A 13,104-nucleotide genomic window follows, 5' to 3' on the forward strand; every position below is an offset into this window, starting at 1 on the left:
CCAAGAATTCTCCTTTAAAGGCGTCAATTACCGACATTTAAATAAATGTCAGTCGGCGTCGTTAGTCTCTGCTCGTCCTTGTCATGATCGACAGATGGGAACACTGTGGGATTACCCAGTAAGGCTGGGCGGCTGGCGGCCGTCGCGGTGCTGGTGTGCGGTGCGTTCGCGCCCGCCGCGCGGGCCGATGTGACGCCCGCGGCGGTGCAGAAACTGACCCTCGCCTTCGAGCGTACGACCGCGTCGAAATGTCCGGTGAACTTCGAGGTCTACGGCACGTTCCGAGGGGTGCCGAAAGGTCAGCAGCTCATCCAATATCGGGTCGTCGGCACCGAGACCTGGCAGGACGTCCTGTCCCCCAAATGGCACAGCGGCCGTTTCACCGCCCTGCTCACCACGATCGACTGGGATTACGACTTCGAGAACCCCGACCCGACGTCGGTCCGGATCGAGGTCAGGCAGCCCGACGGTCTCGTCTCCAACGCCCTGTACTACTTCGAGTGCGGCCCGCCCGCTCCCGACGAGACGTTCGGCGAGACCGCGGAACCCGTCGTCCGGACTACATCCGGCGGCCCGCTGGCCGAACTGGTCGCCGACGCCTACCTCGACGCGGCGGCGCGTTCCGGCGCGGACGCCGCCCTGGTCAGCAGGTATGGCTTCCACCTCGACCTCGACGCCGGCCCGGTCACCTACGAGGAGATCTACGCTACCCAGCCGGGCGGTTTCGCGATCGACGCGTGGCAGGTCACCGGCGCCGCGCTGAAGACCGTGCTCGCCCATCCGAACGCGCGGGGCTGGGTGCTCACCCCGTCGTCCTCGCTCCGCTACACGCTGGAGGGCGGCGCCGTCACCGAGCTCACGCTCCACGGCGAACCGGTGGCCGACGACCAGGTGCTCACCATCGCGGCCAACTACCTGCTGGTGGGCGGCTACGAGGGTTTCCCGCGCTGGCCCGGGGTGAGCGCCGTCTATCGCGGCGGCCCGGACGACCGGGGCGCACTGGCGACGTACATCGCGAAGAACTCGCCGATAAGCGCGCCCGCCGGGGACCGGGTCACCATCAACTGAACGATGGCGCCGGGCGGAGGGAATTCCGCCCGGCGCATTCATGGCCGCCCCAGAGATCGCCGAGCCGATCCTGGGCGGGCACCTCCGGGACGAGGGAGACGGTACGGAGCATGGCCTCGATGCCGTACTTCACGTCAGGATCGGCCGGGCCACCATCCCGCAGGGCGTGGCTCAACATGGTGCATGTCCAGTTGGCAGCTCCTTGGCTTCGCCATTCTCATCTGAGCTGGGACATCCCCAGACGGCATCGGTGCACGTGAGTGTGGTCGGGCCGGTCGGTGCCAGGGTGCGACCCTGGCTCGCGGGGGCGGAAAAGTCCAGGGTGAACGAATCCCCCCGAGGCCCGCAGAATGACGGTGTCGTCGTCTCAGGCCTGACAAGGAGCTTGGCATGCGTTCAGCACTCCCACGCGCGCTGATGGCGGCGGTCATCGCCCTCGCAGCGGTCCTTGTCCCGGCCGGGCCCGCGTCCGCGGGCATCTGGCAGCTCTCCGACGGCTTCGAACCGGTGTCGAACCCGGCCGCCCGGTGGGCGTTCACCGACCAGGGCGACTGCGACGCCCCGTACTTCCAGAGCGTCGGGGTCGCCTCGCCGCGTACGGGCACCGGAATGGCCGGTCTGCGCGTTCATAACAGCGGTGGCTGGTGCTCGCTCAGCCGGACCATCGTCCTCACCCCGGTGCCCGCCCACCCCGGCGCCCGCTGCAGCGCGGGCGTCTGGCTGGACCTGCGCAACGCCGCGGCCACCTTCAACCTGGAGGTCATCAACCCGGCCAACTGGACCTACATCGCTCTGAAGACGGTACCGGTGGATCAGACGGTGGACCCGGCCTGGGAGCTGCACACGGTGAGCTGGACCGCGCAGCGCTCCGACGTCGTGCTGCGGCTGACCGTGGGAAAGGCCTTCAACCACACGTTCGCCGCACGCGCAGAACTCGACGACGTCGTCGTCCAGTGCGCCTACTGACTCGAAAGTGGCACCAGCTGGTTGGCTGGCCTGTTTCTGTCGCCGCACGCCCGAGCGGATGTCACCAAGCCTGGACGGGGACCCGGCGGGCGACTACCAGTTGCCCGAGTTGCGCATGACATCGGTCCGCTCAGCGCCGCTGGGAGCTCGGTGCCCAGCGGGCCGAGTCTGGTTGTCGAGCGTCGCGCCGACTCCGCGCACTTGACCAAACTTGATGTTGGGTGAGCGGCAGTAAGACCTGCCGCTCACGACGCCATCAGGCGATATGCGCGATGCCATTCCCTGAATCATGAGAATTGGGCGCAGCGCCATTTACCGGGGGCGATACTGCCGGATTCGAGTTATCGGAAGCCCAGCCGCCTACGCGGGCCAGAAAAGAACGTGACCCCATCAGAATCGGGGGCAGCCCTTGCCACTCCCCCACCTCCGACATAGGTGAGAACCGTGGTGAAGTGGGGCTCGCCTGCGGCGTCAGCTGGCCCAGACGTCAGGCCCAATGGCCAGTCGCTGCGGGGACGGCCCGCCACGCCGGCCCCGAAACGCCAGTCGGGCGAAGGGCTGTAGCCGCCCGGCATGTCGGTCCAGCCGAACGCGCGGATCGCCGACCAGATCCGGACTCGCGGCTCCATCCGGCCGGTAGTGGGCGTGAGTGACAGAATTTCGGCGTTCGAATTGTCATTAATTCGACGTTCCACACGTCCGATCGCTCCGCCTGTCGAATGTTCACCATGACGAGGCCGCATGTTTGCGGCGGGCTCGGTGTGCGTCTGATGACACTTCCGTGAGCCCGCCGTCAGCATGGTCGCGGGCCCGTCCCGCACTTCGACCCGGAAGGTCTCTCGCCGATGAATTCCAGGCTCCGCGCGCTCACGGGGGCCCTGGCCGCCGCCATGGCGCTGGCCATGCTCCCGACCACTCCGGCGGCGAACGCCGCCACGGTTCCGTCGCAAGGATCGACGACGCAGCTCGACGTCGGCAACTGGAACATCGAATGGTTCGGCGCGACCGGCAACGGCCCGGCCAACGAGGCGCTTCAGCAGCAGAACGTCCGGGACGTCATGGCGGGCGCCGGCATGGACGTGTGGGGCCTGTCCGAGATCGTCAGCACCTCGGCGTTCAACACCCTCGTGGCCGGTATGCCCGGGTACACCGGGGTCGTGGCCAACGATCCAGTCGTGGTGAACGGCGCGCAGTACTACTCGGACTTCAGCAACGCCGAGCAGAAGGTCGCCCTCGTCTGGCGCTCCAGCATGGCGACTCTGGTGGGCGCGAAGGTCATCCTGACCGGGCAGAACAGCAACTTCGCCGGACGTCCGCCGGTGGAGTTCACGTTGCGCGGCACGTTCGACGGGGTCACCCGTGATCTGGTCTTCATCGTCGTCCACGCGAAAGCCGGATCTGACCAGGCCGCGTGGAACCTACGCAACCCGGCGTCGCAGGCGCTGAAGTCGTACCTCGACTCGACCTACCCCACCCAGAACGTCTTCGTCGTCGGTGACTGGAACGACGACGTCGACACCTCCATCACCTCCGGGAAGGCCTCGCCCTACGCCAACTTCGTGGGCGACACGGCGCGCTACACGTTCCCGACGCGGGCCCTGTCGCTGGCGGGCGTGTCGTCGACGGCGGGCTACCCCGACTTCATCGACCACCAGCTCATCACCAACGAGGTGCAGGCGAAGTACGTCGCCGGCTCGGCGAAGGCCTTCCAGCCCCAGGCCTACATCCCGAACTACGCGTCGACGACCAGCGACCACTACCCGGTGTTCGCCCGCTACGACTTCGTCCTCGGCGGTGGCGGCTCGAACCAGCCGCCCACGGCGTCGTTCACGCACTCGTGCACCGCCCTGAGCTGCGCCTTCACCGATGGCAGCACCGACTCCGACGGCACCGTGGTGAGCCGCGGCTGGAACTTCGGCAACGGCCAGACCTCGACGGCCGCGAACCCGGCCGTGACCTACGCGTCGGCCGGAACCTACCCGGTCTCGCTGACGGTGACGGACAACGGCGGGGCCACCCACACCACGACCAGGAATGTCACCGTCACCACCGGCGGCGGCGGGCCCGCCAACGTCATGATCAACGAGGTGCTCGCCAACGAGCCAGGCAGCGGCACCGCCGGTGAGGCCGTCGAGATCGTGAACACCGGTGGCACGGCGATCAGCATCGCCGGGTGGACCGTCCGCGACGCGTCGGCGGTGCGGCACACGTTCGCGGCCGGTACGACGCTGCAGCCCGGCAAGGCGATCACCGTGTTCGGCGGAGGCTCCGCGATCCCCGGCGGCATCGTGGCGGTGGCCGCCGGCACGGGTGACCTCAACCTGTCCAACAGCGGTGACCAGGTGATCCTGCGGGACTCGTCGGGCACGACGGTCACGTCGATGACCTACTCGTCGAGCCAGGCGAGCTCCGACGGGGTGTCGATCAACCGAAGCCCTGACGGCTCGGCGACCGGCGCGTGGGTCAAGCACGACACCATCAGCTCGCTGTCCAGCTCGCCCGGCCGGCGCGCCGGCGGAACGGTGTACTGACCGGCCGGCATCCGGCCGGGCGGCGCCACCCGGCCGGATGCTCCCCCGCTACGCGGGACGCTAGTCGAGGACGACGTAGCGGAAGGAGCTGTACTGGTCGTTGTAGGGCTGCGCGCTCTCGATACGGCTGTGGCCCAGGTTCTCGAACCGGCGCGCGTGGCCGCGCCAGTAGGAGTCGGTGTAGAACATCGCCGCGTTGCGGCTCTGGTGCACGCTGACCCGCGTGATGCTGTCGTTGACGCTGGAGCCGTCCGTGTAGGTGTTGTTGGAGAAGTTGTTGTCGGCGGTGGTGAAGCCGGCGACGACGTCGCCGGACGCGTGCTTGTACACGCAGACGGCGTCGGTGCAGCCCGCGGCCTGCGCCGGGGTGACGTTCACCACGACGGCCGTGCCGGCCACGAGGGCCACGGCCGCCAGTGAACGAGTGAGACGCTTCATGTCGGTTCGATGCCTTCCTTCGAGCGGAAACCGAGCCGGGAGAGCCCCGATCCGGTGACTATGGGGTCATTTCGCCGGGACGACCGTCCTGGCGGCGGAGACCAGGGCCGCGATCGTGTTCCTCGCCTCGTCCAGTTCGGCGCGGTTCTCGGAGACCGCCCGTCGCTGGTAGGCGGCCTCGACGGTGGCCCAGACCTGGACGACGTGGGTCTGGCGCTTGCACCGCACGTCGGAGACGGCGACGGTGATCTCGCGTGGCGTGGGGGCGTCGGTCCGGAAGGCGGCGTCGTTGTTGGCCGCACGCGGATTCGGATAGGTGTGGCCGAGAGCGGCCATGCACGACGACCACTCCGCGAAGGCGGCGGCGACCCGGCTGTCGCGCACGGACTGTTCCCAGCTCAGCCCCTTCAGGTCCGTGACCCGCCGCATCGCCGTGCGGGCCTCCTCGGAGGGAGCGAGTCCGGCCAGCGCCTCGCCCTCGCAGCCACCCGGCGGGACGCCGTCACCTGCGGCGCGTCCCCGGCCGTCGGCGGCGGCGGTGTAACCGGCGCTCTGGGTGATCGGCGGGCCGAAAGGCTCCGGGGGTGGGTGGTAGCCGCGGGTCTGGGCGGCCTGCTCGTCCTCGAGCAGGTAACGCTCATGATTGAGCGGGATCGTGGGCGCCGCGTCCCGTACGGGCACGGTGAACCCGAACCGGGCCATGCACCGCCGGAACAGCTCAGTGCGGGCCCGCGCCACCACGGCCTGGTCCTGCGGCGACAAGTCGTAGGCGTCGAGAGGCAGGACCAACGGCCGCGCGTCGGCGCGCAGACCAGGGTCGAGCGACGGCTCCGACTCCACCGTGGCGCATGCAGCCAGCGACAGCAAAAACGAAAAAAGGCAGCACTGAATAGCCCGCGAAAGCACAGGTCAGCCCCCTGTCTGTGCCGGTCGGAAACCCCCGGATCCACATACTTTCAAGCACGGGGCTATTTCGTCATTGCCTTTCCACGCCAAGCAATTGCCATTGGCTGCCAATTCAGCCGATGAAATAATGAAGTGCCGCAGCGTCGTGGAAGTCGGCAGCCGGGGTTCCGGTCCGCGGCTTCAGGCCCCTCGGTCGGAGCTGCGCATGTCCCCGCCGGACGGAGTTCCCTCGGTCAGCCCGTAACGGAGCAGCACCGCGCCGTTGCGCGAGGCGACGGGAGGTTCGAGGAGGGCGAGACTGGCGGGCACCGCACCGCCGTCGAACACCTTCTTGCCCTGGCCCAGGACGATCGGGTAGATCCACAGGTTCAGCCGGTCGAACAGGCGCTCCCGCAGCAGCGTCTGCACCAGGTTGAGGCTGCCGATGACGTGGATGTTCTGGTGGCTCTTTCTCAGGTCCTGTACGCCCGCCACCAGGCCAGGGCCTAACTGCGTCGAGCCTGACCAGGTGAGATCGGGGGTGCCGCGGGAGGCGACGTACTTGGGGATGCCGTTGAAGAGGGCGGCGATGCCGCCGTCCACTCCCTCGGTCTGGCTGGGCCAGAAGGCGGCGAAGATGTCGTAGGTGCGGCGGCCCAGGAGCAGGGCGTCCATGCCCTCCATCCCGGCGCCGACCTGCCGGCCGACCGTGTCGTCGAAGAGGGGCGCTTGCCAGCCGCCGAAGTCGAAGCCTTCGGGGTCCTCGTCGGGGTTACCCGGCGCTTGGGCGACGAGGTCGAGCGTGGCGAACAGGTCGATGTGGATGGTGCCCATGAGGTTCTCCTCGGTACGCCGGTCCGATTAGTCGAGCATTCGTTCGAGGATCTCACGGAGTGAGCGGCCAGGACATGTTCCCGAATGCGGTCGCAGCAAGCCGATGACCCGACTGCCGGGTCGCTCGGCCGCCCTCGCCCCCTGAGACCCTTCCGACATGTGCCTTTCAAGCTAGTTTCAGCCGGCGGAAGCAGGGCGGATTCATCGGCGCAGCTCAACGGGCCCCGCTTGACCCCGATCTGCGGAGAATCCTGCCCCGCCTTGTCGGGCTACGGCGACCTCATCAGAATCAGTTCAGTCTTCAACTAATTAGTCGGAGGCCCCCTGCACGGATGAGGAGAGGCATGAAGCGCACCATCTTCGTACTCATCGGCGTCCTCGGCGCCATGCTCACCGGCATCAATCCCGCGTCCGCGGCCACCTCCCCGGTCGACTGCTCCGCCGGCGGGTACACGCGGGCGTACACCAGCTACATCCCCACCAACATGCAGCGGGGAGCCATCGATGGGCGCAGTTACAACATCGGCGCCGCGATGACGTACGACTTCGAGATCTGCCTCGACATCCCGGACACCTCGACGTTCACGATCGAGGTGCGGATCTGGAACAACGGCACCCAGAGCACCTTCGTGGACGACCGGCCCGGCGACAAGGTCTTCCGCTACTCGCTCGCGCCGAGCAGCTTCTGGCAGGTCTACGGCACGATGACCGGACCCGGCAGCACCTACATCTACTACACCTGGCACGAGAAGCGGCTCTAGCCGCACCCCGGTCGTCAGAGAAGGTCTCCTGCCGGCGCGGGAGGCCTTCTGCCGTCCAGGGCGACCGACGGCTATCGGGACGGGGGCGCCGCGAAACGGGCGGCGAGTTCGGTCACGCGGCGGGCGCGGTGTTCCGGGCGCATGCGCCCGGCGCGCTCCAGCAGGCTGATGCCGTGCAGGGCCCCCCAGAAGAGCTCGGTCGCCGTGCCGTCGCCGTCGTCGCCGATCGTCTCCGCCAGCACCGCGAACCCCGCGCGCAGGTCGGCGTCGGTGTCTTCGTGGGCGAACCTCGCCTCGATCGGCAGCTGGAACATGGCCTCGTAGACCGCCGGATGCTCGTTGGCGAAGTCGAGGTACGCGACGGCGACGGCCTCGATCGCGCGCCTCCCCCGCTTGCGCCCGAGCGCGGCCCGGCACAGCCGCGTCAGTTCGACGAAGCCCTCAAGTGCGACCGCGAGCATGATCTTCGCCTTGCCTCCGGGGAAGTGGCTGTAGAGCACGGGCTGGGTGTAGCCGATGGTGTCGGCGAGGTGCCTGGTCGTCACCGCGGCCCAGCCGTCGGCGTCGGCGCGCTCGCGAGCGGCGTCGAGGATGCGCCGGCGCCGTTCGTCGGTGCGCTGCTGACGTGACGCCTGCTCTGCCATCGAGCCTCCCCTTGCGGTGCGTGAACCCTCGATCTATGTTAGCACTGCTAGCTTTTCTAGCGTCGCTAGATCTGAAGGGGATCTCTCATGACATCCGGACTCGCCGTCATCGCCACCACCGTCGTCGGCCTCATGGTCGGGGTCGAGTGCGCGGTGGCCTTCGTCGTCAACCCGATCGTGCTGCGTCTCCCGGCGGGCGCGTCACTGGCGGCCCGAGCCGACGGCGGGCGCATGCTGGGGCGCGCGATGCCGTTCTGGTACATCGGCTCGCTGCTCCTCACCGCCGCCCTCGCCGCGGTCTCCTGGGGTACGACGACCGCCACGACGTCCCTCGTCGCCGCCGGGCTGCTGGCCCTCAGCGTCGTCATGTCCGTCACCCTGCTGGTGCCGATCAACAACCGGTCGAAGACGTGGACCGCCGACGACCACCCGGACGACTGGCGGGAGCAGCACCGGCGCTGGGACCGGCTCCACCACGTCCGCGTCGCGATCATCGTCGCGGCCTTCGTGCTGGTCGCGGTCGCGGCGGTGACACTCTGACGCGCGCAGGCCGATGATGTGCCACATTGGAACGTGATCAAGAAATTAATGCGCTGGTTCGGTGGGCTTCTGGTCGTCGCCCTCGTGGCCGTGGCCGGGCTCCTCGTCCTGGTGTACACGACGGGCCAGCGTTCCCTCGCCGAGCAGATCGGGCCTGTCTTCCCTGGTCATGGCGGTGATGTCACCGCAGTCGCGTTCGGCCGGATCGACGATGCCCCGGTTGCGGTCACCGGCGGCGGCGACGGGACCGTCCGCGTGTGGGACCCGGTCACCGGCCGGCAGCGCGGCCCTTCCTTCGCCGGTCATGCCGGCCAGGTGAGTTCGGTGGACGTCGGCCGGGTGAACGGCACGCCGGTCGCCGTCTCCGGTGGCGACGACGGCACCTTGCGGGTCTGGGATCTGGCCGCGCGGAAGGAGTTCCGTCCCGTCATCGACGGCCGGGCCGAGAGCCTCACCGCGGTCGCCTTCGGTGAGGTGGAGGGCACACCGGTCGCGATCGCCGGTGCGGGTGACGGCACCGTCAGAGTCTGGAACCTGGTCACGGGCCGCCCGCACGGATCTCCGCTGACCGGGCACGACGAACCCGTGGACGCCGTGGCGTTCGGGCAGGTGGACGGGGTCCCGGTCGCACTGTCCGGCGGGCGGGACGGCATCGTCAAGGTCTGGGACCTGACCACCGGCGTGCAGCGCGGGACCGCGCTGGGCTCCTACAGCACCTGTTCCTGCCGCGCCGTCCTGTCGGTGGCCTTCGGCGAGGTGAAGGGGGTCCCCGTCGCCGTCGTCGGCCAGAGCAGGGCCGTGCGGGTCTGGAATCTGCGGACGGGCGCGGTGCACAAGCGGCTGCGGGGAAAAACCGGGGACGTTCGAGCGGTCGCGTTCGGGGTCGTGAAAGGTGTTCCGGTCGCGCTGTCCGGCGGTTACGGCACTCCGCCGCGCATGTGGAGCCTGCACACCGGCAGGAAGCTGCCGGCGGCCGATCCTCGGGCGGACGGATCGGTTCTGGCGCTGGCTCACGGACGGATCGGGGGGATCGACGTCGCGGTCACGGGGCTCAGCGACGGAACCGTGAAGGTCTGGGACCTCACCACCGGTGAGCCGCGAGGCCCGGCCATGGCAGGGCATCGGGGTGGTGCGCACGCGGTGGCGTTCGGCGAGGTCGACGGCGTCCAGGTCGGCATCTCGGCCGGGGACGACGACGCGGTGCGGGTGTGGGATCTCGCGACCGGCGGGCAGCGGGGCCCGGCGCTGCTGGGTCACCAAGGCGATGTGTACGCGCTCGCGTACGGCGAAGTGGGGGGCGCGCCCGTCGTCGTCTCCGGCGGGTACGACGGCGTCCTGCGCGTCTGGGACCTGAGGACCGGGGAGCAACTTCAAGCCCTCTCGGAGGGTGACTCGATAGCGGCGGTCGCGTTCGGCCGGGTCGGCGGAGAGCCCGTCGTCGTGTCGGCCGGGTACGACGACGTGCTGCGGGTGTGGGACCTGACGACCGGCGTCCAGCGTTTCCCGGCGATGGCGGGCCACTCCGGCAGCGTGCGGGCGGTGGCGGTCGGCGAGGTGGACGGAACGCCGGTCGCGGTCTCCGGCGGGGACGACCGCGCCCTCCGGATCTGGGACCTGACCACCGGGAAGCCGCGCGGCGGGCCGCTCAAGGGCCACCGCAACACCGTGCGGACGGTGGCGCTGGGTGAGGTCGACGGCAAGCCGGTCGCCGTCTCCGGCGCCCACGACCAGGTCCGGTTCTGGGATCTGGCGACCGGCGCGGAGCGAGCTCCCGCGTACGACGTCAGTGGGGGCGCGCTGGCGATGGCAACCGGGCTGGTGGACGGAAAACTCGTCGCCCTGTCCGGCGGCTGGGACGGCACGGTGCGACGGTGGAACCCGGCCTCCGGCCGGCAGTCCGGCTTCGAGACGGAGATCCTCACCGGCTTCGTGCACGCGGTGGCGGTGGGGCGGGCGGACGACTCCCCCGTCGTCCTCACCGGCGACGACCTCGGCGCGGTCCGCTACTGGCGCATGGAGTGAACCTGAGCGTGATCCGGTTTGGAACTGTACGAAACGGTATCGTACAGTTCCGGTATGTCGACGGACCCACCGCCCCGTTCCCGCATGAAGCCCGAGCGGCTCGCCGAACTGTTCGACGCCGTCCGCGAGCTGCTGCTGGACGTCGGCTACGAACGGCTCACCTTCGACGCCGTGGCGTCCCGGGCCCGGACGAGCAAGGCGACCCTCTACCGCCATTGGGCAGGGAGCAAGGCCGACCTGGTCATGGCCGCGCTCACCCAGCACCGTCCGGCCCTGCCCGACCACGCCGGGGCGGCCTCGCTCGACGAGGTGTTCGCCGAGATGGCGCGTACCGACGGCATGCCGAACCGCGACCTGCGCATGGGACTCATGCTGCTGCACGCGGCGGCGGCCGACCCCGCCTTCGGCGCCGCGCTGCGCAAGGAGATCATCACGCCCGGCGTGGACGCGCTGGCCGGGATCTTCGAAGCCGCGGCCGACCGCGGCGAGATCGTGCGCGACGCGCCGCTGTTCCGGCGGCTGGCCCACGTGATCCTCGCCGACCTCGCCTTCTCTCCCCTGCTCAGCGGCCAGGAGGATGACGCCGCGTCCCGGCGGGAGCTGTTCCGGACCGTCATCCGGCCGGCGCTCACCTTCACCGGCCATCCCCGCGACGGAAGGTCGTCATGAGGATTCTCGTGTACGGCGCCGGGGTCGTCGGCAGCGTGTACGCCGTCCAGCTGCACGAGGCCGGGCACGACGTCTCCCTCCTGGCCAGAGGCGAGCGCCTGGCGTCCCTGCGCCGCCACGGCGTGCGGCTCGCCGAAGTCGGCAGCCCGACCGTCAGGCGGATCCCGGTGCCGGTGGTCGACCACCCGGCCGACGGATACGACCTGATCACCGTCCTGGTCCGCACCCATCAGGTCGACTCGGTGCTGACCTCGCTCGCCGATGTCGACGGTGACGTGCTGTTCCTGCACAACTGGGCGGCCGGGGCGCGACCGCTGGGCGAGGTGATCGGCCACGAGCGGGTCCTGCTCGGCTTCCCCACGGTCGGCGGCACCATGGACGGCGACGTCGTCCGCCACCGCGCGGCCGACGCCCTCACCCGCCGGGTCGCGATGCCGATCGGCGAACCCGACAGCCGCGTCACCCCCCGGCTGGAACGCATCGTGAAGACGTTCCGAACTGCCGGGATCAACGCCAAGGCCAAGCCGCAAATGGACGCCCGGCTCAGAACCCACGCCGCGTTCGCGGTCCCCCTCGGGCAGACGGTGCGGGCGGCGGGCGGCCCGGTGGCGCTGGCCGACGACAGGGACGCGGTCCGGGGCATGCTTCACCAGATGCGGCGGAACCTGGCCGCCCTCCCGACGCCGCCGGTCCCGCGCGGCTTCGACGCGCTGCGGACGCTGCCGGAAGGGCTGCTCGTGGGGGTGTTGCGGCGTTTCCTGCGGAGTCCGACGGCCGTCCACAGCGGGCTCAGCAACACCTCGCCCGCCGAGGGGGCCGAACTCGAGCGGCTGGCCGAACAGTTGCGGGTCTGCTCTCTCGTGAGGGCGCCGGAGCAGTGAAGCCGCTGGGACCTGCCGGCCGACCCGCCGACGAGGTCGGCCTCACACGGTCCTCGCCCCCAGCACGACCCGCCGCCCGAGATGTCGCGCTATTCCACGTCGACGGTGACCTCCTGCCAGTCGGTCCACTCCGACACGAGGCCCTGCTGCTCCGCCTTGGCCCGCCAGCGAATCTTCCAGCCGTCGTGCAGCACCCCCTCGGGCACCGTCACCCTGCCCTGCTCACCTGAGGGGACGTCCATCTCGTCATAGCCACTCCAGATCGGCCCCGTTCCCTGCTCCGGCGCGGACGGATCGTGCTCGACCTCGAACCCCACGTAGATCCAGTGGTCGTAGGGGTGGACGGCGGTGACGCGCAGTTCGGGGGTCAGGCTCGTCGTCACCGTCGCCCCGCCGGCCGGCACCCCGCAGGGGGAGGCGACGGTCTGCGCGTTCTCGGCGGCCAGGCCGGGGCGGTTGCCCCAGTGGAGAGGAGCGCCGGACCACGGTCCGGTCACCCGGGCCACCTCGACGCTCTCCCCCTCGCCGTAGCCGCCGCAGTCGGGCGTGACCGTGTGGGAGACCCGCAGAGTGGCCGAGGTGATCACCCCGGGCGGCAGTGTCGAGATGTCGAACTTCAGATAGGCCGCGCCTTCGGTGTCGTCGGGGAGGGAACCGACGGAGAGCACATCGCGGTACGGCGACGCCGGATATGCCGCGGTGTGGGCGGAGGTCACGCCGACATTGGCGATGGGCCGGTAGATCCGGGTGACCTCGGCGGTGTAGGCGTGCGCCGGGGCGGCCGGGACGACGGTGAGCCCGGCCACCGTCGCCACGGTGAGCAGCAGGGATTGCGCCTTCATCAAGCTCCTTGAAAGCGGATGAC

At 69.7% G+C, this 13,104-nt stretch carries 13 protein-coding genes; 8 read left to right on the forward strand and 5 right to left on the reverse strand.

Translation table 11 applies throughout. The features are described 5' to 3' along the window. Positions 1-105: 105 nt before the first annotated feature. The 3 genes from AW270_RS25265 to AW270_RS25280 all read left to right on the forward strand — a co-directional run bounded on the left by AW270_RS25265 (position 106) and on the right by AW270_RS25280 (position 4,565). The gene (locus tag AW270_RS25265) at positions 106-1,068 is read left to right on the forward strand and encodes a 5'-nucleotidase C-terminal domain-containing protein (protein WP_082801825.1); all 963 of its coding nucleotides are present in this window, start codon (positions 106-108) and stop codon (positions 1,066-1,068) included. A gap of 390 nt (positions 1,069-1,458) precedes the next feature. Beyond that, positions 1,459-2,034 (forward strand): hypothetical protein, encoded by a 576-nt coding sequence (locus AW270_RS25275; RefSeq protein WP_157522584.1) that lies wholly within the window; start codon positions 1,459-1,461, stop codon positions 2,032-2,034. Positions 2,035-2,879: 845 nt separating this feature from the next. Then, positions 2,880-4,565 carry a lamin tail domain-containing protein gene (locus tag AW270_RS25280; RefSeq protein ID WP_061298196.1) on the forward strand — a complete coding sequence of 562 codons (1,686 nt, stop codon included), beginning with the start codon at positions 2,880-2,882 and terminating at the stop codon, positions 4,563-4,565. 60 nt (positions 4,566-4,625) lie between these two features. Here the strand turns inward: AW270_RS25280 and AW270_RS25285 are convergent, their stop codons facing one another. The 3 genes from AW270_RS25285 to AW270_RS25295 form a co-directional block, all read right to left on the reverse strand. Then, a complete protein-coding gene (locus AW270_RS25285; protein ID WP_157522587.1) occupies positions 4,626-5,003 on the reverse strand; it encodes a hypothetical protein in 378 nt (125 codons plus the stop codon). Between the two features lie 66 nt (positions 5,004-5,069). Continuing rightward, positions 5,070-5,843, reverse strand: a complete 774-nt coding sequence (locus AW270_RS25290; protein WP_061298205.1) for a hypothetical protein — start codon at positions 5,841-5,843, stop codon at positions 5,070-5,072. Positions 5,844-6,089: 246 nt separating this feature from the next. After that, on the reverse strand, positions 6,090-6,722 hold the full coding sequence (locus AW270_RS25295) for a dihydrofolate reductase family protein (protein ID WP_061298209.1): 633 nt from the start codon (positions 6,720-6,722) through the stop codon (positions 6,090-6,092). Positions 6,723-7,066: 344 nt separating this feature from the next. On the opposite strand from AW270_RS25295, the gene AW270_RS25300 reads away from it, so the two are divergent. Then, positions 7,067-7,483 (forward strand): hypothetical protein, encoded by a 417-nt coding sequence (locus AW270_RS25300; protein WP_061298214.1) that lies wholly within the window; start codon positions 7,067-7,069, stop codon positions 7,481-7,483. Between the two features lie 71 nt (positions 7,484-7,554). On the opposite strand, the gene AW270_RS25305 is transcribed toward AW270_RS25300, so the two are convergent. Next, a complete protein-coding gene (locus AW270_RS25305) occupies positions 7,555-8,127 on the reverse strand; it encodes a TetR/AcrR family transcriptional regulator (RefSeq protein ID WP_061298218.1) in 573 nt (190 codons plus the stop codon). An 87-nt stretch (positions 8,128-8,214) separates the two neighbouring features. On the opposite strand from AW270_RS25305, the gene AW270_RS25310 reads away from it, so the two are divergent. From AW270_RS25310 to AW270_RS25325, 4 genes are read left to right on the forward strand one after another with little or no spacing between them, the layout of a single operon-like run. After that, complete coding sequence (locus AW270_RS25310) at positions 8,215-8,667, forward strand: anthrone oxygenase family protein (protein WP_061298222.1); 453 nt, start codon at positions 8,215-8,217, stop codon at positions 8,665-8,667. A 33-nt stretch (positions 8,668-8,700) separates the two neighbouring features. After that, entirely contained in the window at positions 8,701-10,689 is a 1,989-nt protein-coding gene (locus tag AW270_RS25315) for a WD40 repeat domain-containing protein (protein ID WP_157522590.1), read from the forward strand. A 54-nt stretch (positions 10,690-10,743) separates the two neighbouring features. Beyond that, complete coding sequence (locus AW270_RS39705; protein WP_082801826.1) at positions 10,744-11,358, forward strand: TetR/AcrR family transcriptional regulator; 615 nt, start codon at positions 10,744-10,746, stop codon at positions 11,356-11,358. Continuing rightward, the gene (locus AW270_RS25325) at positions 11,355-12,239 is read left to right on the forward strand and encodes a ketopantoate reductase family protein (RefSeq protein WP_061298234.1); all 885 of its coding nucleotides are present in this window, start codon (positions 11,355-11,357) and stop codon (positions 12,237-12,239) included. The genes AW270_RS39705 and AW270_RS25325 overlap by 4 nt, the downstream gene beginning before the upstream one ends. 89 nt (positions 12,240-12,328) lie before the next feature. Here the strand turns inward: AW270_RS25325 and AW270_RS25330 are convergent, their stop codons facing one another. After that, positions 12,329-13,081 (reverse strand): DNRLRE domain-containing protein, encoded by a 753-nt coding sequence (locus tag AW270_RS25330; RefSeq protein ID WP_061298237.1) that lies wholly within the window; start codon positions 13,079-13,081, stop codon positions 12,329-12,331. Positions 13,082-13,104: the final 23 nt, after the last annotated feature.

This window comes from Herbidospora cretacea (assembly GCF_001570605.1).
GTDB lineage: Bacteria > Actinomycetota > Actinomycetes > Streptosporangiales > Streptosporangiaceae > Herbidospora > Herbidospora cretacea.